Here is a 20,648-nt window from a genome sequence, read left to right as displayed (position 1 = left end):
TTCGTCGGTGATGGTGAGAGCCAGATGGCTCCTGGTGTTGATTCCGAGCACGTCGGGCGCCGCTCAGCTTCGCGCCTGGCGCGGGCTCGCCGCGCGCCGTCGACGCCAGACCAGGAGGCCAGAACCGAGCAGCAGCAGCACGGCCGCGCCGAATACAAACGGCAGGCCTTCGAAGCCGGTGGAGGCGATGACCTCGACCGGGATCGTGACGCCACCGGCGTCGCCGCCGCCGTTGCCGGGGCCGCCGCCGTTGCCGGGGCCGGGGCCGCCGACGACCACGAACACGAGGCTGTGCGCGCCCGCGGGAACCGACAGCGGAATACTCGCGTCGAGCGCAACGACGCCCGCGGCACTCGCCGTGACCGTGCCGAGCACTGTGACCTCCGAGTGCAGTTCAACCCGAACCTCGGCCGCGGCAGCGAACCCGGTGGCCTCGATCGCGAGGGTCTCCCCCGGTGTGACGGTGAGCGTCGGCGCCTCGGCCGTCGGCTCGAGCGTGATGGTCTCACTCGTATTGCCCGCGGCATCGCTTGCTCGTGCGAACACCGTGCTCGGGAGCTCGCCCTGCGCGATCAGCGCCTCGACGCCGGTGACCCAGCTCGTACCATCAGCGGAATATTGCACGCCCCGAATACCGGCGGCGGCATCCGACGCAGCAGAGACGAGCTCGCCCTCGGCGGAGAGCCAGCCCCAGACGGCCGGCGCGACCCCGTCGATCGCGAATTCGCTCGAGCCGACGGGGCTCGAATTGCCGGCGGCATCCGTCGCCCGGTACTCGATGCGATGCTCGCCCTGCGCCGTCACCTTCACGGGCTCGCCGTACTGCGACCAATCGGTGGCTGAGTCGAGGCGGTACTCGATCTCGAGACCCTCGGCCACGTCGTCGGCAGCGCTGAGCTCGACCGTCACCGGCCCGGGCGACCACTCCCCCGCCTCGGCCGAACCCGATCGTGTCACGGTGGCGGAGACGCTCGGCGCCAGCACGTCGGCCGCGGCGGCCGGGAGGATCCAGACGTCGGCGATCGACGGGTCGTAGTTGGTCGTCGAATCGGCGTGCTGCATGGTGATCGTCGCCGTGCCCGTGCTGCTGAAGACCTCTGGATCGTCGACGAGGATCTGGTAGTTGTCGGTGCCGTAGTCGCTTGTCGCCCGCTGGAAGAGGCGCGACTGCACCTCGACCCCGTCGACCTGCACCGAGTACTCCTTCAACCGAGCCCCGTCGTAGGTCTCGACCGCGCGAATGATGAACGGGGCGTTCTTCGGCACGGCCATGGTGAAGCTGAAGTACGAGTTCGCGGCGTTGCCGGAGTAGCGCCGGGTCACGCCCGCCTCCACGCTCGTGCCGGATGACGGCGACGCCGTGAGGCCGTGCGCGGCCTCGGAGGCACCGTCGCCCAGGTCGATGTGGTCGAGCACGGTCTCGCCCGCGACCGTTGCGGGAACGGTGGCCTCGATCGAGGCCGTGCCGCTCGCGAGCACGGTGTCACCGCGCACGAACTCCACCGGCAGCGCCAGCGTCTGCTCGTCGAGCGTGGTCGGCACGAACAGTTCGACGGCAACCGTCGCGGCCTCCCCCGGCGCGATGACGATCTCGGGAGAGGCGACCGGCGCCGCCCATCCGCTCGGCGCGGTGACCGATGCAGCCCCTGACACCGGCCGTGATCCGGTGTTCTCCAGCGTGAGCGTCACGACGGTCTTCGAGTTCGGCAGAACGGATGCCGGGTCGGCCGTCACCGCGGTCAGCACCACGCCTGACTCGATCTCGACGACGGTCTCACCCTCGCCGCGGAGCGTCAGGCCCTGGTAGCCGTAGCTGACGGTGACGGGCATCGTGACCTCACCGGGCAGCTGCGAGACCGGAACCGTCGTCGTGAATGTCGCGGTGACGGACTCGCCTGCGGGCAGGCTGGCGATGAGCGGAGCGGCCGCGGGGTCGATCGTCCAGGGCTCGTCGAGGTCGAGGGTCGCGCTCAGATCGGTGAGTGCATCCGTTCCGGTGTTCGTCACGAGCGCGCTCACCGTGATCGGCTGCCCCGGAACGGCGGCGGCCTGCCCACCGGCATCCACGGTGATCGTGATGCCCGAGAGCTCGGCGGAGAGAGCGTCGAGTTGCGCCTCGATCGCGCCGATGGCCTCGGCGAGCTGTGCGCGCGCATCCGCCTCGATGTCACTGTCGTCGACCCAGTCGCCGAGCTCGCGAATCTCAGCGAGTGCGTCGAGCACGTCGGCAACGGCGTCGGCTCGATCGGACTCGAGCACGCCGATTCCGTGACCCATGGCGTCGACGATGCGCTGGAGGGCACGTTCGACGTGGGCGGCGTCGCCGCCGCCGAGGCCCTCGATCTCGTCGAGTTCGTTCTGGAGGTCGGTCGACGCCTCGATCACGGCGCCGAATTTCTCGGCGAGCGCGTTCACGGTGAATGCGTACGAGCCCGAACCCACGCGCACACTCACGACGTCACCGTCGGAGGAGAGCACCTCGACGCCCGCTGCATCCGCGAGCGATGAAGTCCCCTCGGTGACCGCCCAGATGTTCGATGCGGGGATCTGCACGGTGGCCGTGGCGTTCGTCGGCACCGTGACCGCGAGCGCGAAGTCGTCGCCGGTCAGCGTCCAGTCGGTCGCGACGAGGCCGTACTCGGTCTCGAGACTCGCGGTCGCACTCGTCAGGCCGCCGCCGGGGTGGGGGCTGATGACGACGGACTTGTACCCGGTGTCGCCCACGGCGATGCCGCCGATGTTCTGGTACATCCAGTCGCCGACCGCGCCGAAAGCGTAGTGGTTGAAGGAGTTCATGCTCGCCGCACCGAAGTTGCCGTCGGCGTCGATCGAGTCCCACCGCTCCCACATGGTGGTGGCGCCCGACTCGACCTCGTAGCCCCATGAGGGGATCGTCTTGTTCATGAGCAGGCGGTAGGCGACATCCCAGTTGCCGCTCTTGCTGAGGGCGGGCATGAGCCAGGGCGTTCCGACGAAGCCGGTCGAGAGGTGGTAGTCGCGGCTCGCGACCTTGGCGACGAGCTTGTCTCCGGCGGCCTCGACGAGTTCGGCAGGCACGAGGTCCATGCCGATCGCGAGCGCGTAGGCGGTCTGGCTGTTGCCCTCGACTCCGCCGTCGTCGGCCACGAACTCGTCTTGGAAGAGCTGCGTGATCTCGTCGGCCATCTCGGCGTACCGGGTGGCGTCGGCATCCTTGCCGATGGCGTCGGCCATCTCGCTCATGGCGCGTGCCATGTAGGCGTAATAGGCGGTGCCGAGTACCTCTGGCGGCGTGTCGTCACCGAGGTGGAGCCAGTCGCCGTAGGGGCCGTGGTTGCGGAGGCGGTTCGGGAAGTTCGTCTCGAGGTAGCCGAAGTACTTCTCCATCGACGCGTAGTGGTCGCGGATCAGATCGGTGTCGCCGTAGCGCTCCCACATCATCCAGGGGATGAGGACGCCGCCGTCGGACCACGCCGTTCCGCCGTCACAGCAGCCCTGATCGGGCCCTCGAGGCGCGGATTCAGGGAACTCGCCGTCGGCCAGTTGCGTGTCCCGCATGTCCTGCAGCCACTTCTTGACGAACTCCTTGGTGTTCTGGTTGAAGGCTGCGGTGGGTGCGAAGGCGAGAAGGTCGCCCGAGTAGCCGAGGCGCTCGTCACGAGCGGGCGTGTCGGTCGGCACCGAGATGAAGTTGCCGCGCTGGCCCCAGACGATGTTGCTCTGCAGCTGGTTCAGCATCGGGTCGGAGGTCTCGAAGGTTCCGGTCGCAGTCAGGTCGGAGCCGAACACGTCGGCCGAGATGTCGCCGACGGCCGGCGCCTCGGCGAGGCCGCTGACCTCGATGTAGCGGAACCCGTGCTGCGTGAAGCGCGGTCGAACGAGGGCCGTGCCGTCTTCGGCGAAGGTGTAGTGATCGGTGGCCTTCGCGCTGCGCAGGTTGTCGATGTAGAGACTGCCGTCTTTGTTGAGCACCTCGGCGTAGCGAATCGTGGCGGTCTCGCCGGCCGTGCCGGTCAGCGTCATGCGCCCGACACCCGAGAGGTTCTGGCCGAGGTCGTAGATGTGCACACCGGCGGGCATCTCGCTCTGCGCGATCGCCTGCACGTTCTCGGTCGTGCGCACGGGCTCGTCGGTCTGGCTCACGAGCTTGTCGGTGGCCGAGTCGGCGACCACGACGGGCGACCACGCGGCGTCGTCGAAGCCCGGCTCGTTCCAGCCGTCGATCTCGAGCCGGGCGTCGTAGTCTTCGCCCATCTGCAGGTCGGCACTGCGGATGGGGCCGGGGTGGGTCGTCCAGTCGGAGTCGGTCGAGACGAGCTGCGTCGATCCGTCGGTGTACTCGATCGCGAGCTGGGCGATGACCGAGGTCTGCGAGCCGTACTTGTGCTTGCCGAACCAGGCGATGTACCCGGCGTACCAGCCGTCGCTCACCATCGCGCCGAAGGCGTTGTCGCCCGACTGCACGAGCTCGGTGACGTCGTGGCTCTGGTACTGGATTCGTTGGCTGAAGTCCGTCCAGCCGGGGGCGAGCTCGTGCTCGCCGACCTTCTCGCCGTTCAGCGACAGCTCGTAGATGCCGCGAGCAGAGGCGAAGAGGCGAGCGGATGCCACGTGCTTGTCGTCGTCGGTCGCGAACGCGGTGCGCAGCAGCGGCAGCGAGGTCGACGGCGCATAGAGGGCGTTGACGAACCCGGCGACCTTGAGACCGCCGTCGGGACCCGCGATGATCGTGCCGGCGTTGAACGGGTTCTCACCACCGGCGAAGTTGGAGGCGTAGAGCGTGGCGGTGGGCGAAGTCACCGTCATCGAGTGGATCAGTACCTCTTCGTTGTCGACGTCGGTGCGCAGACCCGCGAAGCCGCCGGAATGCGACGAGTCCGTGCGTGAATCGACGACGACGTCGTTGAGCGTCGTCGTGATGCGGTCGCCGTCGAGCTCGATGCTGAGCGTGCCACGGTGCGCGAGCACGTCAACCGGCAGGCCTACGGCTGTGAGGTCGATCTCCTCGAGCACCCGCCAGTCGTTGTTCACGCGAACGTGGGGCCGCAGCATGGGGTGCTCGGAGTCGGAATCGTTGAGCTGCCACATGTAGGTGTCGGCGAAGTCGGCCGAGGAGCGGAGATAGAGCCCGAAGGTCTTGTCGGCCGTCGGGGTGAAGTCGATGTCGACCGTGTAGTCGGTCCATTCGGCGACCTGCGCAGCAGGGTCGGGTGCGCCGATCCAGTCGGCCTTCCACTCTGCGGCGTCGAAGATCCCGGTCTCGAAGGATGCGGCATCCGACCAGTCCGATTCGTTGCCGCGCTCGTCCCACACCTTGACCTGCCAGCTGTATCGCGACTGCGACTCGAGGGCCGGCCCTGCGTAGGCGATGTCGAACTGCTGGTCGGAGTCGACCTTGCCCGAGTCCCAGACCCGGTTCGAGCCGGTTGCGTCCTCGCCTGCCCCGACCCGGATCCGGTAGGCGCTCTGCAGCACACCGCGCCCGGTGGAGGCGCTCTTGAACGCGAAGATCGGCGCATCCGCCGTGACACCGAGCGGATCGACTCGACCGTTCGTGGTGAGTCCTGCCGCGGCGATGTCGCCGTTCGCCGCGTCGGCGGGGCCCGCAGCGACGATCGGCGCGAGCAGTGCAGCCGAGAGCGCGAGTGCAGCGAACGACGTGATGGTGGTGCGTGCACGGCGCGAGCGATCGGCGCGAACGAGCGCTCTGGTGATGATCGACATCGAGGTGGGTGTCTCCGGTCTCGTCATTGAGAAGGCCGCGCGGCAACCACCCGCTGTTCGCCGGCTCGTCGTCCCGCACGCGTGCGAATCGCTTGAAACGATTCAAAAAGTGTCGGTTCGACGAACCTATCACAGAGCGGCGACGCGGGGTCGGTCGGTGCGGATTCGGGCGCCGAGCACGACTTGCCGATCGACCGCACCCACGACCGGCAGAACCGCCCGCCGCGACTTGACACCACCGGCGCGTTCGACGTACATTTCAAGCACTCCCGTGAAACGATTCAACCCGATTCGCTTCCCATCCGCACAGTGGCTCGCCGCAGTTGAGGTCCAGATCAATGACGATTCCCCCCGAGAACCCCGGCCACGCCCCGGCGTTGGAACTCCGCGACGTCGAGAAGTCGTTCGGGTCCGTCGTGGCGCTCCGCTCGGCCACGATCGAGGTGTACGCGGGCTCCATCCACGCCCTCGTCGGCGAGAACGGCGCCGGCAAGTCGACGCTCGTGAAGATCGTCGCCGGCCTCTACCGCCGCGACGCAGGTGTCTTCCGCTTCGGCGGCGACGACGTCGACTTCACCTCGACCGCCGAGTCGAAGGCCGCGGGCATCGCGGTCATCTATCAGGAGCCCACGCTCTTCCCCGACCTCTCGGTCACCGAGAACGTCTTCATGGGCCGCCAGCCCACCGGCCGCTTCGGCCGCATCGACCGCAAGGCGATGCGGAGCGAGGTCGACGGGCTGTTCCAGCGTCTCGGCGTGCGCATCGACCCCGACCGTCCGGCCGAGGGCCTCTCGATCGCCGACCAGCAGGTCATCGAGATCGCCAAGGCCATCTCACTCGACGCGAAGGTGCTCATCATGGATGAGCCGACCGCCGCCCTCTCGGGCGTCGAGGTCGACCGTCTCTTCCAGATCGCCCGGAGCCTGCGCGACGAAGGGCGTGCGCTCATCTTCATCTCGCACCGGTTCGACGAGGTCTTCGACCTCTGCGACACCGTCACCGTGATGCGCGACGGCTCGTACATCTCCACGAGCCGCATCGCCGACACGAGCGTCGACGAGATCGTGAAGCAGATGGTCGGGCGCGAGGTCACCGACCTCTTCCCGAAGCAGCCCGCGACGATCGGTGCTCCACTGCTCGAGGTCGACGGCCTCACGAGCGCGGGCATCTTCCACGACATCAGCTTCACTGTTCGCGCAGGTGAGATCGTCGGCCTCGCCGGCCTCGTCGGCGCGGGCCGCAGCGAGGTCGCCCGCGCGATCTTCGGCGTCGACCCCTACCAGGCAGGCACCGTGCGCCTCAGCGGCAAGCCGGTGCCCGCGAAGAACCCGACCGCGGCGATGCGCCAGGGCCTCGCCCTCGTGCCAGAGGATCGCCGCAAGCAGGGCCTCGTGCTCGACTCGAGCGTCTCGCACAACACCACGCTCGCGATCCGCGAGCAGCTCGCCAGGTTCGGTCTCATCACCTCGAGCATCGAGAACCGGGCGGCGCAGGTCTGGGCGAGCCGGCTCGAGGTGAAGGCCAGTGCGCTCAGCACCATCGCGGGCACACTCTCGGGCGGCAACCAGCAGAAGGTCGTGCTCGGCAAGTGGCTCGCCACCGAGCCGACAGTGCTCATCATCGACGAGCCGACCCGAGGCATCGACGTCGGCACGAAGTCCGAAGTGCATCGCCTGCTCTCCGAGCTCGCCGGCCAGGGTATGGGCATCCTCATGATCTCCTCCGAACTGCCCGAGGTGCTCGGCATGGCCGATCGGGTGCTGGTGATGCGCGAGGGGCGCATCACCGCCGAGATCGACCGCGCCGACGCGACATCCGAGAACGTCATGTTCGCCGCGACCCACGCCGAGGAGCAGCACTCGTGAGCACCGCGACCACCACCCCGACCTCCAACGTGACGAAGCGCCTCGGCGCCATCGGCAAGGCCCGTGAACTCGGCATCCTGCTCGCCCTCGTCATCGTCGTGATCGCGGCGACCGCCGCGAACCCGAACTTCCTGTTCAGCACCGACGGATGGCGCGACCTGCTGCTGACGCCGTCGATCCTGGTGCTCGTGGCCATCGGGCAGGCGATCGTGCTGATCACCCGCAACGTCGACCTCTCGGTCGGCTCGGTGCTCGGCCTGACCGCCTACCTGACCGGGCGACTGTTCATCGACATCCCAGGCATCCCGATCATCGTGGTGTTCGTCATCGCGATGGCATTCGGCGGGCTCCTCGGCCTGATCAACGGCGCGCTCGTCGCATTCGCGAAGGTGCCGGCGATGGTCATCACCCTCGGCACCCTCTACGCCTACCGCGGCATCAACGTACTCTGGACCGGCAGCGATCGGGTGAACGCCTCCGACCTGCCGAAGGACTTCCTCGCACTCGGCACGGGGCAGATCTTCACCATCCCGATCCTCACGATCATCGCGTTCGTCGTGCTCGTGATCGCCGCCTGGTACATGAAGAACACCCGCGGCGGCCGCGAGTTCTACGCGATCGGCTCCGACCCTGCGGCGGCAGAGCTCTACGGCCTGCGCATCACGCGTCGCCTCCTGACCGCGTTCGTGCTCTCGGGCGCGCTGGCCGGACTCGGCGGGGTGCTCTACGCCGCCCGCTACGGCACGATCAACTCGCAAGCTGGCTCGGGCTGGGAGCTCGACGCGGTCGGTGCCGCCGTCATCGGCGGCGTCGCGATCGTGGGCGGCGTCGGCTCGGTCTGGGGCGCGGCGATCGGTGCGGTGCTGCTGCTCACGATCAACCGGGCCCTGCCGATCCTCGGCATCCCCGACTTCTGGCAACGCGCCGTCGTCGGTGTGCTCATCATCGGTGCGATCGTGCTCGACCGCGTGCTCGCCGTGCGCCAGAAACGCAAGCTCCTCGAAGCAAGGGACGAAAGCTGATGACGAGCCTCATCCACTCGACCGGCACGGCGACGCGCCGCTACCGGGATTACGACCGGCCGCTCTGGAAGCGGGTGCTGCTGACCCGCGAAATGGCGATCATCGCCCTGCTCGTGATCGTCGTCGTCGTCGCATCGCTGACCGTGCGCGGGTTCGCCCAGCCGATCACGACGACCTACCTCATCCTCGACGTCGCGCCGATTCTGCTCATCGCGCTGCCCATGACCCTCATCATGATCACGGGCGAGATCGACCTCTCGGTCGCGAGCGTCGTCGGACTCTCGAGCGTCGTGACCGGCGTGCTCAGCCAGGGCGGCATGCCCTTCGAGGTGGCGGCCCTCATCGCCCTCCTCGTCGGCGGCATCGGCGGTGCGGTCAACGGCTTCCTCGTCACCGTCGTCGGCCTGCCCTCCCTGGCCGTCACGATCGGCACACTCGCACTCTTCCGCGGGCTCGCCGTCGGCCTGCTCGGCACGACCGCGGTCACCGACTTCCCCGAGTTCTGGACCGACCTCGCCAAGGCGAAGCTCGGCGCCACCGGCATCCCGCTCGTCATCATCCCGTTCCTCGTACTGCTCGTCGCGTTCGCGGTGCTCCTGCACTTCACGCCGTTCGGCCGCGGCATCTACGCGATCGGCCTCTCGAAGGAGGCCGCGGCCTTCTCGGGTGTGAACGTGGCACGTACGAAGTTCATCCTCTTCGTGTTCGCCGGCCTCGTCTCGGCGCTCGCGGGCATCTACTACACGCTGCGCTTCGGCAGCGCCCGCGGCGACAACGCGACCGGCATGGAACTGCAGGTCATCGCCGCAGTCGTGCTCGGCGGCGTGAGCGTCTTCGGCGGCCGCGGCGCGCTTCACGGCGTCGTCGCCGGCGTGCTGCTCATCGGCGTGCTCGCGAGCGCACTGCGGCTCGCGAACGTCACATCCGACGTCATCAACATCATCACCGGGGCCCTGCTCGTGATCTCGGTGGTGTCTTCGAGCTTCCTGGCCTGGCTGCAAGGGCGACGACAGTCGCAGCGGCAGGCGTCGGGGGGAAAACCGCGCGTCGAGGTCTCCACAGCAGGGTAACCAGACCGCACCACCGTCGATGCGAACAGCACATCGACGCCATCCAATGAAGGGACGAACAACGATGTTGTTTCAGAAGAAGACCCGCGTCGCGGCGCTCGCCGCACTCGCGGTGAGCATCGCGCTCGTGGCGACCGGCTGTGCTGCCGGCGACTCGGGCACCGGCGGCGAAGGCGAGGGCGACGGCGGCAACCTGGCCATCACGTTCCTGCCGAAGAACCTCGGAAACCCGTACTTCGACACCTCGAACGCCGGTGGCGAAGAGGCGATCGAGGAGTTCGGCGGCACGTTCGCCGAGGTCGGACCCGCCGAGGCGACGCCCGACGGCCAGGTCAGCTACATCAACACGCTCACCCAGCAGGGCGTCGGCGCGATCGCCGTCTCGGCGAACGACCCGAAGGCGATCTGCGACGCATTGAACGAGGCGCGTGACGCCGGTGTCAAGGTCGTCACGTTCGACTCCGACACCAACGCCGACTGCCGCGACCTGTTCGTGAACCAGGCCGACTCCGAGGGCATCGCCAAGGTGCAGGTCGACCTCATCGCCGAGCAGATCGGCGATGCGGGCGAGATCGCCGTGCTGTCGGCATCGGCCAACGCCACGAACCAGAACGCCTGGATCGAGCTCATGAAGGAAGAGCTCGCCGCGAGCCACCCCGACATCGCGGTCGTCGAGGTCGTCTACGGTGACGACGACGACCAGACCTCGTTCGACAAGACGGCGGCGCTGCTGCAGACCCACCCGAACCTCAAGGGCATCGTCTCGCCGACGACCGTCGGAATCGCCGCGGCCGCGCGCTACCTGCAGACCTCGGAGTACAAGGGCAAGGTCGCACTGACCGGCCTCGGCACCCCGAACCAGATGCGCGAGTACGTCGAAGACGGCACCGTCACGGCGTTCGCCCTGTGGAACCCGGCCGACCTCGGCTACCTCTCGGCGTTCGCAGCGAAGGCGCTCATCGAAGGCGACATCACCGGAGCCGAGGGCGACACCTTCGACGCCGGCAAGCTCGGCGAGTACACGGTCGGAGCTGACGGCGTCGTGCTGCTCGGTGACCCGTACGTGTTCGACGCGGAGAACATCGGCGACTTCGACTTCTAGTCGATCGCGGGGGCGGGGCCCGGCCGGATCCATTCGGCCGGGCCTCACCCTTTTCTCCAGCACGGCCGCACACGTGAACTCGACGCAGAAAGCGCATTCCTGATGCCGGTCCAGTTGCGGACTCGGCGCGCAGACCTTAGTATTGAAACGATTCAGAAATATTCGGAACGGGACGGAGCTCGAGGATGAGCGCGACGCACGCCAGCGAACGGGTCTGCTTCCAATTGCAGGTCGACCCCGCGCGCCTCGACGAATACCGCACCCGCCACGCGACCGTCTGGCCCGAGATGCTACGCGCGATCGAGGCATCCGGTCGTCGCAACTACTCCCTCTTCCTCCGCCCCGACGGCCTCCTCATCGGGTATTACGAGACCGACGACGACGCGGCATCCAAGGCGTCCCTCGAACTCGACCCGCGCACCGCGGCCTGGGAGGCCGACATGGCCGAATTCTTCATCTCCCTCGGCGGACGCCCCGACCAGGCCGCCCCCAGACTCCCCGAGGTGTTCCACCTCGAAGACCAACTCGCCGCGCTCGGCGACGAGCAGTGAACGACCACACCAGCGCGCTGCCATCGGCCCCGCGCACCAGACCGACCAACAGACACACCGGAAAGAGCCACTCGTGAGCATCCTCTCTAGCGACATCCTCGGCCAGCTCGGCCGGCAGGCCATCGAGCTGCCCTCGTGGGCGTTCGGAAACTCGGGCACCCGCTTCAAGGTGTTCGCGACGCCCGGCACCCCTCGCGACCCGTTCGAGAAGATCGCGGATGCCGCGCAGGTGCACAAGTTCACCGCGCTCGCCCCGACCGTGGCGCTGCACATCCCGTGGGACAAGGTCGACGACTACGGCGTGCTGCGCACGTACGCCGAAGACCACGGAGTCAGCCTCGGCACCGTCAACTCGAACACCTTCCAAGACGACGACTACAAGTTCGGCGCGCTCACCCACGAAAACGCCGCCGTGCGCCGCAAGGCGATCGACCACCACCTCGAGTGCATCGACATCATGCACGCGACGGGCTCGCGCGACCTGAAGATCTGGCTCGCCGAGGGCTCGAACTACCCGGGCCAGGCCGACCTGCGCGGCCGTCAGGACCGCCTGCACGAGTCGCTCAGCGAGATCTACGCGCGCCTCGGCGACGAGCAGCGCTTCGTGCTCGAGTACAAGTTCTTCGAGCCGGCGTTCTACCACACCGACGTTCCCGACTGGGGCACGAGCTACGTGCAGGTCGCCGCACTCGGCGACAAGGCGATGGTCTGCCTCGACACCGGACACCACGCGCCGGGCACCAACATCGAGTTCATCGTCATGCAGCTGCTTCGCCTCGGCAAGCTCGGCTCCTTCGACTTCAACTCGCGCTTCTACGCCGACGACGACCTCATCGTCGGCGCGGCCGACCCGTACCAGCTGTTCCGCATCCTCTTCGAGGTCATCCGCGGCGGCGGCCTGAACAACCCCGACGTGGCGTTCATGCTCGACCAGTGCCACAACATCGAAGACAAGGTGCCCGGTCAGATCCGCTCCGTGCTGAACGTGCAGGAGATGACCGCCCGCGCCCTCCTCGTCGACACCGAGGCACTCCGGGCGGCGCAGCTGTCGGGCGATGTGCTCGAGGCCAACCGCATCTTCATGGACGCGTTCTACACCGACGTGCGACCGGCCCTGGCCGAGTGGCGCGAGTCGCGGGGTCTGCCCGCCGACCCGATGGCGGCGTTCGCGGCATCCGGCTATCTTGCGAAGATCGCCGCCGACCGCGTCGGCGGCGTGCAGGCCGGCTGGGGCGCCTGAGGGACTCCCGCGAGACGCGGGCTGGATCGCCCGCGGGTTCACTCCAGACGCGACCGGACCACTCCGATCCGGCACCCAGACCACCGCCACCCTCCGCACCACCGAAGGAACCTCCTCATGACGAACCAGGCAGCAGCCGACCTCATCGCACGGTCGAACCGCCTCGGCGCCGATCCGAAGAACACGAACTACGCCGGCGGCAACACGTCGGCCAAGGGCACCGAGACCGACCCGGTCACGGGCGAGCCCGTCGAGCTCATGTGGGTGAAGGGCTCGGGCGGCGACCTCGGCACGCTCACCGAGCAGGGGCTCGCGGTGCTGCGGCTCGACCGCCTGCGCGCCCTCGTCGACGTGTACCCCGGCGTCGATCGCGAAGACGAGATGGTCGCCGCGTTCGACTACACGCTCCATGGCAAGGGCGGCGCTGCACCTTCGATCGACACGGCCATGCACGGCCTCGTCGACGCTGCGCACGTCGACCATCTGCACCCCGACTCGGGCATCGCGATCGCGACGGCCGCCGATGGCGAGGAGCTCACGCAGAAGATCTTCGGCGACAAGGTCGTCTGGGTGCCGTGGCGCCGCCCGGGCTTCCAGCTCGGCCTCGACATCGCCGCGATCAAGGCCGCGAACCCGCAGGCGATCGGCTGCATCCTCGGCGGCCACGGCATCACGGCGTGGGGCGACACCTCCGACGAGGCCGAGCGCAACTCGCTCTGGATCATCGACACCGCCGCGGCCTACATCGCCGAGCACGGCAAGGCCGACCCGTTCGGCACCGAGCTCGAGGGCTACGCGCCGCTGGAAGCATCCGAACGCCGTGCGAAGGCCGCCGCCCTCGCGGCGACGATCCGCGGCCTCGCCTCGCACGACAAGCCCATGGTCGGCCACTTCACCGACGCACCCGAGGTGCTCGACTTCCTCGCGCGCGCCGAGCACCCGCGGCTCGCCGCACTCGGCACGAGCTGCCCCGATCACTTCCTGCGCACCAAGGTCAAGCCGATGGTGCTCGACCTGCCGGCAGACGCGAGTATCGAGGCATCCGTCGCGCGCCTGCAGGAGCTGCACGAGGAGTATCGCGCCGACTACCAGGCGTACTACGACGCGTACGCTTCGACGGGCTCAGCGAGCGAACCGGCGTCGCCCGCGATCCGCGGCGCCGACCCGCTCATCGTGCTGATCCCGGGCGTCGGCATGTTCAGCTACGGCGCGAACAAGCAGACGGCCCGCGTCGCCGGCGAGTTCTACGTCAACGCGATCAACGTCATGCGCGGCGCCGAGGCGCTCTCGACCTACTCCCCCATCAGCGACGCCGAGAAGTTCGCGATCGAGTACTGGGCGCTCGAAGAGGCCAAGCTCCAGCGCATGCCGAAGCCGAAGCCGCACGCCGGCCGCATCGCGCTCGTCACCGGCGCGGCATCCGGCATCGGCAAGGCCATCGCCACCCGCCTCGCTGCCGAGGGCGCCTGCGTCGTCATCGCCGACCTCGACCTCGACAAGGCGCAGGCCGCCGCCGCAGAACTCGGCACCACGGATGTCGCGATCGGCGTCGCCGCGAACGTGACCGACGGCGAAGCCGTGCAGCGCGCGATCGACGACGCCCTGCTCGCCTTCGGCGGCCTCGACCTCATCGTCAACAACGCCGGCCTGTCGCTCTCGAAGCCCCTGCTCGAGACCACCGAAGCCGACTGGGACCTGCAGCACGACGTCATGGCGAAGGGCTCGTTCCTCGTGTCGAAGGCCGCCGCGCGCGTGCTCATCGACCAGGGCCTCGGCGGCGACATCATCTACATCTCGTCGAAGAACTCGGTCTTCGCGGGGCCGAACAACATCGCCTACTCGGCGACGAAGGCCGACCAGGCCCACCAGGTGCGCCTGCTCGCGGTCGAGCTCGGCGAGTACGGCATCAAGGTCAACGGCATCAACCCCGACGGCGTCGTGCGCGGCTCGGGCATCTTCGCCTCGGGTTGGGGCGCGAACCGCGCCAAGACCTACGGCATCGAAGAGCAGGATCTCGGCAAGTTCTACGCCCAGCGCACGATCCTCAAGCGCGAGGTGCTCCCCGAGCACGTCGCCAACGCGGTCATCGTGCTCACCGGGCCCGAGCTCTCGCACACGACCGGCCTGCACATCCCCGTCGACGCGGGCGTCGCGGCGGCGTTCCTGCGGTGAGCGCACACGCTGATCGAGTAGCGAGCGCCGGCGAGCGCATCGAGATCTCGCACGGCGTCTCGATGCGCGCTCTCCGCTCCCTGAGCCGGTCGAAGGGTCGTCGGGCTCCACTCGGCGAACGGAGCTCGAGGTGAGCGGGGCCCACGGCACCGTCGCGGCAGTCGACCTCGGGGCAACGAGCGGGCGCGTCGTACTCGGCCACGTCGACGGGCGCGGCGCCGGGTCACTCGAGATCCGCCAGGTCGCACGATTCGCGAACGAGCCCGTGCGGCTCGCCTCCGGCCTGCACTGGGATTTCGCGGGGCTCTACCGCAGCATCACCACCGGACTCGCGCAGGCGCTCCGCGAGGAGCCCGAGGTCGCGTCGATCGGCGTCGACTCGTGGGCCGTCGACTACGCGCTGCTGCGCGGCAACCGCATGCTCGGCGAGCCGTTCCACTACCGCGACGAACGCGCCGCCGCCGGGGTCGAAGCGGTACACGCCATCGCGCCGTTCGACGAGCTCTACCGTCGCAACGGGCTGCAGTTCCTGCCGTTCAACACGCTGTACCAGCTCGCCGCCGAGCAGCTCGCAGAACGCGACAGCAACGACGGTGCCTCCAAGAGCTGGCTCGGCTTCGCCGATTCACTCCTCCTCGTGCCCGACCTGGTCGGGTTCCAGCTCACCGGCGCGCGCCTGTCCGAACGAACGAACGCCTCGACCACGGGACTCGTCGGCGTCGAATCGGGCGAGTGGGACGACGAACTCATCGAGCGGCTCGGGCTCCCGGCATCCGTCTTCGCCCCCCTCATCAGCCCAGGCGAATCTTTCGGCCCGCTGCGCGCCTCCGTCGCCGCCGAGCTCGGCATCGGCTCGCGGCATCCGCTCGAGGTCATCGCCGTCGGTTCGCACGACACGGCCTCGGCCGTCGTCGCCGTGCCGATGCGGCCCGAGTCGGCCGCGTACATCTCGTGCGGCACGTGGGGGCTCGTCGGCGTCGAGGTCGAACGCCCGGTGCTGACGGATGCCGCGCGCGACGCGAACTTCACGAACGAGGGCGGTGTCGACGGCCGGGTACGATTCCTGCACAACGTCATGGGCCTCTGGCTGCTGTCGGAGTCGGTGCGTTGGTGGGAGCGGGACGGCGAACGGATCGACCTGCCCGAGTTACTGGCGGCCGCGGCATCCGTCACCGCGCCCGTTGCCGTGTTCGACGTCGACGACCCCCGATTCCTGGCACCCGGCGACCTGCCCGGCCGCATCGCCGAGTGGTGCGGCGAGCAGGGCGTCGCCGCACCGGCGTCGCGAGCGGAGTTCGCCCGTTCGATCGTCGAGAGCCTCGCCGAGGCATTCGCCCTGGCCGTGCGCGACGCCTCGATCCTTTCGGGCGTCGACGTCGAGACGATCCACGTGGTGGGCGGTGGGGCGCTCAACGAGCTGCTCTGCCAGCGCACCGCCGACCGCGCCGGACTGCCGGTGTTCGCCGGCCCCGTCGAGGCGACGGCGATCGGCAATGTGCTCGTGCAGGCGCGGGCGCAGGGCTTCGCGAGCGGCGATCTCGAAGCGCTCCGTGCACTCGTCGCTGCGGCGTTCGCGCCGCGACGCTATACACCCTCGATCTAGAACGCCAAGGGCCGCTCGGTGGGCTGGATCTGGTCGTGGCTCGCGCTGTCGGCCGGACTCGTCGTGATGATGCTCACCTTCGCGCCGAAGCTGTTCGGCCGCGTGCGAGTTCGGTGTCGCGCATGCCTTGCAGCGAGACGCCCACGCCGTAGGTGACGAAGTCGCCGATCGGGCGGACACCGATCGCGATGATTGCGCCGCGTTCACCGTCGCTCAGATCGAGGCCGTGGAGGAGCACCTGTTTCGCGTCGCCCGGCATCTCGTCGGCGGGGATGATCTCGGCGACTCCCGCGAATGTGATCGAAGCGGCCGGGATCTTCACCCACGGCACGAACGGGATGCGCTTCGGGATGGGCACCGTCACCGAGACACCGGGGTTGGCCGCGATGTGGCGCGCCTTGAACTCGCGCTCGTTCGTCGTGAACCAGAGCACGCCGTCAGCGACGACGTGCATGACACCCGCGGTGCGCGCCTCGCCCTTCGCCGACACCATGCCGACGACCATGAAGTTCACGCTCTCGATCGCCTTCCAGACGTCGGCGTTCGTGATGTCGACCATGTCAGTCTCCTCTCGCTTCACATTGTCTAGGTCAAGCTTTGTTCGGTTCGACCGTACGCCACGCGACGTGACCACTGCTCGACCGGGCGCGTCTCGCAGCGCTCGACGGGCTGCGCGCGCTCATGCGCAGGCGTTCGCGCCGCGACGGTACGAGCCCGCGCCATGTCACGCCTCGTGCGCCACGAGCTCCAGACCGACGACGATCGCACCCAGCGCCACGAGCGCCAGCAGCGCCAACAGTTGCGCCCACCAGGTAAGCATCGTGCGGTGCACCGCGGCGAGGCCGACGAGGGCCAGCGTGCCCAGGTAGACGATCGTCGATGTCGTCAAGGCCGCCTCGAGGTGGATCCATCCGGGCCAACTGAGCAGCAGCAAGACGATCGGCACAAAGGCCGAGGCGAGGGCGCCACCCGCGACGCGGAACATCCGTCGGAGCTCCTCGCCGTTCGGGAATACCCCGTGCGCCGCGCTGTGCGCGATGATGTCGGCGACGAGGCCGGCGACGGTGATGCCGAGCACGCCGACGGCGAGGGAGAATGTCGCGGACTGCGGCGTCGGATCGTGACCGCGCAGCACGAGGACGATCGCGAGACCGGTGAACGTGGCGTAGACCCGCTCCTTCAGTTCATCGGCGAGCATCTCGTGCGGCTGACGCCGCCGCCATTCCCGGTGACGATCCCGGCTGGTGCGCGATCGTCCGCCCTGCTCGCCGTCGGTTCCCGAGGATTCTTCGTTCACCATGAGGGCAAAGCTAGCAGGCGGACCCACCGGCGGCACTTCGGCATCGACACGATGGTGCGCGCGTACGCCGCGTACGCCGCGAGCGGCACGCGCTCCGCTCTGAAATGATTGATCCATGACCGACGCTCCGCTGCTCGTCTCCGTTCCCGGCTCCACGTTGCGCGAGGCCCTCGGCGCTCCGCCCGTCGGCACCGAGGTCGTGCTGTGGGATATGTCGGGGCCCGCACCGGCTGACCGCATCGACCTCGTCGTGCCGCCGTACATGGGTGCCGCCGCACGCCTCGGCGCGCTCGACGGCGTCACGACCCGGCTCGTGCAGTCGCAGTCGATCGGCTATGACGATGTGCCGGCCGCGCTGCCGCCCGGGCACGTCTTCGCGAACGCCGCGAGCGTGCACGAGACCTCGACCGCCGAGCTGACGCTCGCCCTCGTGCTCGCGTCGCAGCGCGGTATCCCCGACTTCGTGCGCGCTGCCGCCGAAGGGCGGTGGGCGCCCGCTCGTCACGCGAGCCTCGCCGATCGCCGGGTGCTGCTCATCGGCTACGGCGGAGTCGGTCGCGCGATCGAGGCACGGCTCGCACCGTTCGAGGTCTCGATCACGCGGGTCGCGAGTCGCGCCCGCTCCGACGAGCAGGGCTTCATCCACGGCATCGACGAGCTGTCGAACCTGCTGCCGAACGCCGAGATCGTCATCATCGGCGTGCCCCTCACAGACTCCACGACCGGCCTCGTCGACGCAGCCGTCCTCGCGGCGCTGCCCGACGGCGCGCTCGTCGTGAACATCGCGCGCGGCAAGGTCGCCGACACCGGGGCGATCCTCGCCGAGGCCGAACGCGGCCGGCTCCGCTTCGCCCTCGACGTCACCGAGCCCGAACCGCTGCCGGCGGGGCATCCGCTCTTCGCGCTGCCGAACGTGCTCATCAGCCCGCACGTGGGCGGCGCGTCGACCGCGATGCTGCCGCGCATGGCTCGGCTCCTGCGTGAGCAGATCGAGCGGATGCTTCGCGGCGAGGCTCCCCTGAACGTCGTGTATCGCAGCTGACCGCCCGCCCCCGCCCCCTTCGACAGGCTCAGGGAGCAACACCCCCACTCCCTTCGCTCGTCGAAGCGATCATCACACCACCCGCCCCGCCCCTTCGACAGGCTCAGGGAGCAACACTGCCCGCCCCCGAGAGAGGACCCCATGCCCACCTTCGACCACGCCTTCGACTGGGTACGACGGGGAGTCGCCGACGGGGCACTGCCGACGGCGGTGCTCGGCATGGCCACGAGCGCCGGCGTCGTCGCGCTCGACGCGTTCGGCACCGAACGGGGGCGCGCGACATCCGTCGACGACCACTACCCGCTCTTCTCGGTGACCAAGCCGCTCGTCGGCCTCGCCGCCCTGCGGCTCATCGAGCAAGGGCGGCTCACGCCCGACACTCCCCTCAGCAACGCCGTGCCCGAGTTCGGGGTCGACCGCGACGACGTCGTGCGGCTTCGACACCTCGTCAGCCACAGCTCGGGCATCGTCGAACCTCCGATGGACACGCCCGGCCTGCGCTCGTTGCTGCTCGCACCCGGGCGCGACTTCACGGCCGGTACCGTCACGCGATATTCGAGCATCGGCTTCGAGGGGGTCGCCGCCCTCATCGAGCATGCCGGCGACGAGTCGTGGTTCGACACCGTCACCGCCGTCGCGGCACGGGCGGGTGCCGACGGCTTCACGCTCGACGTCGGCTCGACGCCGCACGAGGTCATCGAGGCATCCGCTCAGGGTCTCGACTACGAGCGCTTCGCGACGCTCGGCCATCCCGGAGCCGGACTGTTCGGGCGTGCCGCCGACCTGCTCGCCGTCGGCAGCGCCCTGCTGCGCAACGACGGCGCGCTCGTCGCACCCGTCACCGTCGAGGCGATGCTGCGGCCCCTGACGACGGGCATGACGAAGCTCGAGCCCTACCGGGCCGAGCGCGGCCAGGACTGGGGTTTCGCGTGGAACCTGCGCAACAACGCGCCCGGCCTACTCGCGCGCGACAGCTACGGCCACGGCGGCTGGGCCGGGTGCGAGTTCTGGATCACCCCCTCGCGCGACGTGTGCTTCGTGCTGCTCACGAACATCGCCGGCGGGTTCGGCCGGCTCGGCCTCGACGGCGACGAGCTGCACAACGCGGTCGCGGCAGCAGCCTGAGCGGCCGCCCTCCATCGCTCGTCACCTTCACAAGAGTGCGGTACTTACCCGCACCCCCATCCGAGAGTGCAGTCCTCGCCCACCAAACGGCAACAACCGAACTCTCGACACCGACGACCCGAAGCGGATGCCCCTATTCCCGGGTGTTGCGCGCGATGACGGCCGGGCGCAGCAGACTGCGGTGCCGCAGCCCGGTGCCGCAGCCCCGGGTCAGTTGCGCCGACGGTACTCGGATCCCGGACCGTAGATGACGATGCCGGCGACCGGGACCAGGGCGAACCAGATCCACGACCAGGCGTAGCTTCCGAAGTGACCGGTGAGGAAGAACAGGCCGAGCGCGAGGAACGGAACGAGCGCCATGACGGTCGCGCCGATCGCGCCACCGAGCGGTTGCGGCCCCTTGCGCTCGGGCGGTTCGGGCGTGAAGGCCGGTGCCCCCGTGACGGGCGTGGTGAAGTCAGCGGCGGGCGGCGGGGCGAGCGGCGTCGTGGCACGCAATTCGGCCGGCAGGTCGGTGAAGAGCGCGGCGAGGTCACCACGCGTCACTGCGGCGCGCGCGGCCGCGGAGCGTTCCTCATACTCTGCCGGCGAAAAGCGGCCCTCGGCGTGCGCCTCGGCGAGTCGTGCCACGGCGGCGTCACGCTCGGCGTTGCTCAGCCGCAGATCGGGACGGTCGGGGTGCGCGTAGTCGGTCATCCCCCAACTGTGGCGTATGCGGCACCGCGCTCTCTACCCCGGGCGCGGGTGTCTGCCTCGGCGCCGTCGGAACGAGCATGTGCGGCGAGAGGGAACGGACTCAGGCTCTCCCACCGCGCAGGCGTCCACCCACGTACTCGGGCTCTGCACACGTGTG

The 20,648-nt window shown here is 69.0% G+C and carries 14 protein-coding genes; 10 read left to right on the top strand and 4 right to left on the bottom strand.

Features of this window, described 5'->3' with window-relative positions:
- Positions 1–63 precede the first annotated feature (63 nt).
- The gene (locus AC1C2T_RS04995) at positions 64–5,703 is read right to left on the bottom strand and encodes a family 78 glycoside hydrolase catalytic domain (protein WP_495384460.1); all 5,640 of its coding nucleotides are present in this window, start codon (positions 5,701–5,703) and stop codon (positions 64–66) included.
- Positions 5,704–6,041: 338 nt separating this feature from the next.
- Here AC1C2T_RS04995 and AC1C2T_RS04990 point away from each other — a divergent pair, with 338 nt between their 5' ends.
- From AC1C2T_RS04990 to AC1C2T_RS04955, 8 genes are all read left to right on the top strand, one after another.
- Positions 6,042–7,568: a sugar ABC transporter ATP-binding protein gene (locus AC1C2T_RS04990; RefSeq protein ID WP_495361331.1), complete on the top strand. Its 1,527-nt coding sequence runs from the start codon at positions 6,042–6,044 to the stop codon at positions 7,566–7,568.
- A complete protein-coding gene (locus tag AC1C2T_RS04985; protein WP_495361332.1) occupies positions 7,565–8,590 on the top strand; it encodes an ABC transporter permease in 1,026 nt (341 codons plus the stop codon). Before AC1C2T_RS04990 ends, AC1C2T_RS04985 begins: the two co-directional genes overlap by 4 nt.
- Entirely contained in the window at positions 8,590–9,660 is a 1,071-nt protein-coding gene (locus AC1C2T_RS04980) for an ABC transporter permease (protein WP_495384459.1), read from the top strand. Before AC1C2T_RS04985 ends, AC1C2T_RS04980 begins: the two co-directional genes overlap by 1 nt.
- Before the next feature lie 64 nt (positions 9,661–9,724).
- Positions 9,725–10,762 (top strand): rhamnose ABC transporter substrate-binding protein, encoded by a 1,038-nt coding sequence (rhaS, locus tag AC1C2T_RS04975; protein ID WP_495361334.1) that lies wholly within the window; start codon positions 9,725–9,727, stop codon positions 10,760–10,762.
- Positions 10,763–10,947: 185 nt separating this feature from the next.
- Complete coding sequence (locus AC1C2T_RS04970; protein ID WP_495384458.1) at positions 10,948–11,313, top strand: L-rhamnose mutarotase; 366 nt, start codon at positions 10,948–10,950, stop codon at positions 11,311–11,313.
- A gap of 73 nt (positions 11,314–11,386) precedes the next feature.
- Positions 11,387–12,553: an L-rhamnose isomerase gene (gene rhaI, locus AC1C2T_RS04965; protein ID WP_495384457.1), complete on the top strand. Its 1,167-nt coding sequence runs from the start codon at positions 11,387–11,389 to the stop codon at positions 12,551–12,553.
- A gap of 117 nt (positions 12,554–12,670) precedes the next feature.
- Entirely contained in the window at positions 12,671–14,725 is a 2,055-nt protein-coding gene (locus AC1C2T_RS04960) for a bifunctional aldolase/short-chain dehydrogenase (protein WP_495384456.1), read from the top strand.
- Positions 14,726–14,855: 130 nt separating this feature from the next.
- Positions 14,856–16,328, top strand: a complete 1,473-nt coding sequence (locus AC1C2T_RS04955) for a rhamnulokinase (protein WP_495361338.1) — start codon at positions 14,856–14,858, stop codon at positions 16,326–16,328.
- 73 nt (positions 16,329–16,401) lie between these two features.
- On the opposite strand, the gene AC1C2T_RS04950 is transcribed toward AC1C2T_RS04955, so the two are convergent.
- Positions 16,402–16,887, bottom strand: coding sequence for a pyridoxamine 5'-phosphate oxidase family protein (locus AC1C2T_RS04950; protein WP_495361339.1), 486 nt, complete (start codon positions 16,885–16,887; stop codon positions 16,402–16,404).
- A gap of 165 nt (positions 16,888–17,052) precedes the next feature.
- The gene (locus tag AC1C2T_RS04945) at positions 17,053–17,628 is read right to left on the bottom strand and encodes a hypothetical protein (RefSeq protein WP_495384455.1); all 576 of its coding nucleotides are present in this window, start codon (positions 17,626–17,628) and stop codon (positions 17,053–17,055) included.
- Between the two features lie 115 nt (positions 17,629–17,743).
- Between AC1C2T_RS04945 and AC1C2T_RS04940 the strand changes: the two genes are divergently transcribed.
- On the top strand, positions 17,744–18,670 hold the full coding sequence (locus tag AC1C2T_RS04940) for a 2-hydroxyacid dehydrogenase (protein WP_495384454.1): 927 nt from the start codon (positions 17,744–17,746) through the stop codon (positions 18,668–18,670).
- Positions 18,671–18,811: 141 nt separating this feature from the next.
- Positions 18,812–19,795 (top strand): serine hydrolase domain-containing protein, encoded by a 984-nt coding sequence (locus tag AC1C2T_RS04935; protein ID WP_495384453.1) that lies wholly within the window; start codon positions 18,812–18,814, stop codon positions 19,793–19,795.
- Between the two features lie 210 nt (positions 19,796–20,005).
- Here the strand turns inward: AC1C2T_RS04935 and AC1C2T_RS04930 are convergent, their stop codons facing one another.
- Positions 20,006–20,491, bottom strand: a complete 486-nt coding sequence (locus AC1C2T_RS04930) for a DUF1707 SHOCT-like domain-containing protein (RefSeq protein ID WP_495361343.1) — start codon at positions 20,489–20,491, stop codon at positions 20,006–20,008.
- Positions 20,492–20,648 lie beyond the last annotated feature (157 nt).

The sequence above is a fragment of the Agromyces sp. Y558 genome (assembly GCF_059445415.1).
Note: the sequence above shows the minus strand (reverse complement) of the source record. Positions and strands in the feature narration are given on the sequence as shown.

What these genes read in the sequence shown, in the direction of transcription:
- AC1C2T_RS04995 (WP_495384460.1), bottom strand. Translation starts at nt 5,703, where the DNA reads ATGTCGATCATCACCAGAGCGCTCGTTCGCGCCGATCGCTCGCGCCGT.
- AC1C2T_RS04990 (WP_495361331.1), top strand. Translation starts at nt 6,042, where the DNA reads ATGACGATTCCCCCCGAGAACCCCGGCCACGCCCCGGCGTTGGAACTC.
- AC1C2T_RS04980 (WP_495384459.1), top strand. Translation starts at nt 8,590, where the DNA reads ATGACGAGCCTCATCCACTCGACCGGCACGGCGACGCGCCGCTACCGG.
- rhaS (WP_495361334.1), top strand. Translation starts at nt 9,725, where the DNA reads ATGTTGTTTCAGAAGAAGACCCGCGTCGCGGCGCTCGCCGCACTCGCG.
- AC1C2T_RS04970 (WP_495384458.1), top strand. Translation starts at nt 10,948, where the DNA reads ATGAGCGCGACGCACGCCAGCGAACGGGTCTGCTTCCAATTGCAGGTC.
- AC1C2T_RS04960 (WP_495384456.1), top strand. Translation starts at nt 12,671, where the DNA reads ATGACGAACCAGGCAGCAGCCGACCTCATCGCACGGTCGAACCGCCTC.
- AC1C2T_RS04950 (WP_495361339.1), bottom strand. Translation starts at nt 16,887, where the DNA reads ATGGTCGACATCACGAACGCCGACGTCTGGAAGGCGATCGAGAGCGTG.
- AC1C2T_RS04945 (WP_495384455.1), bottom strand. Translation starts at nt 17,628, where the DNA reads ATGGTGAACGAAGAATCCTCGGGAACCGACGGCGAGCAGGGCGGACGA.
- AC1C2T_RS04940 (WP_495384454.1), top strand. Translation starts at nt 17,744, where the DNA reads ATGACCGACGCTCCGCTGCTCGTCTCCGTTCCCGGCTCCACGTTGCGC.
- AC1C2T_RS04935 (WP_495384453.1), top strand. Translation starts at nt 18,812, where the DNA reads ATGCCCACCTTCGACCACGCCTTCGACTGGGTACGACGGGGAGTCGCC.
- AC1C2T_RS04930 (WP_495361343.1), bottom strand. Translation starts at nt 20,491, where the DNA reads ATGACCGACTACGCGCACCCCGACCGTCCCGATCTGCGGCTGAGCAAC.